This is a genomic window from Candidatus Protofrankia californiensis (genome assembly GCF_900634765.1).
Classification (GTDB): domain Bacteria; phylum Actinomycetota; class Actinomycetes; order Frankiales; family Frankiaceae; genus Protofrankia; species Protofrankia californiensis.
On record NZ_CAAAFT010000198.1, the window covers coordinates 16,199 to 16,739 of the forward strand.

The following is a 541-nucleotide window of genomic DNA, read 5'->3' on the forward strand; positions in this document are numbered from 1 at the left end:
CGTGATCGAAGGAGACGCGGTGGGCGGCAGCCCGCCCACGTCACGGCCGGTTCCGATCTGCCGGGCCGATTCGGTTCCTCCCCGGACGGGACCGGCCGTAGTCTTCTGCAGACGCGTGGTCGGCGACGACCTGCTCGGGCGATCCGTGCGGCGCGGGCCCGCTCTTCGTGGGCCGGGCGTGTCGGACGTTGTCGGACCTGTCCGGTAGAAACGTCCTGTCCGTGACGGGTGAACGCGCGTGGGGAGACACGGTGGTCGGGCACGACGAAAAGGTGAAGGCGCGGTCGCTGCACCTTTTGGATTACTTGGCCGCGCTCGCGCTGGAGTTGTCCGCGAAACCGAAACGGCGGCTGGCGGAATACGACTCGCCGCTGATCCGACCGCATGATATCCCGACGCATACGGCGGTGGTCCTGGGTACGAGCGCGCTCCGGTCGGCTTGGCTGCGGGTAAGAAAGGTGGCGGAGCCGCCACCGCCGGCGTTACCGGCTCGTCTGGCGAACTACCTGGTGGATGTCACGGTCGACCTGCCCGACCCGCC

Annotated in this window: 1 protein-coding gene; it reads left to right on the forward strand. The window is 68.8% G+C overall.

What is annotated here, in order from left to right:
- Positions 1-221 precede the first annotated feature (221 nt).
- Positions 222-541, forward strand: a 320-nt coding sequence (locus tag DD1DGNOD_RS26850; protein WP_165036591.1) for a hypothetical protein, incomplete at its 3' end; no start/stop codon positions are given.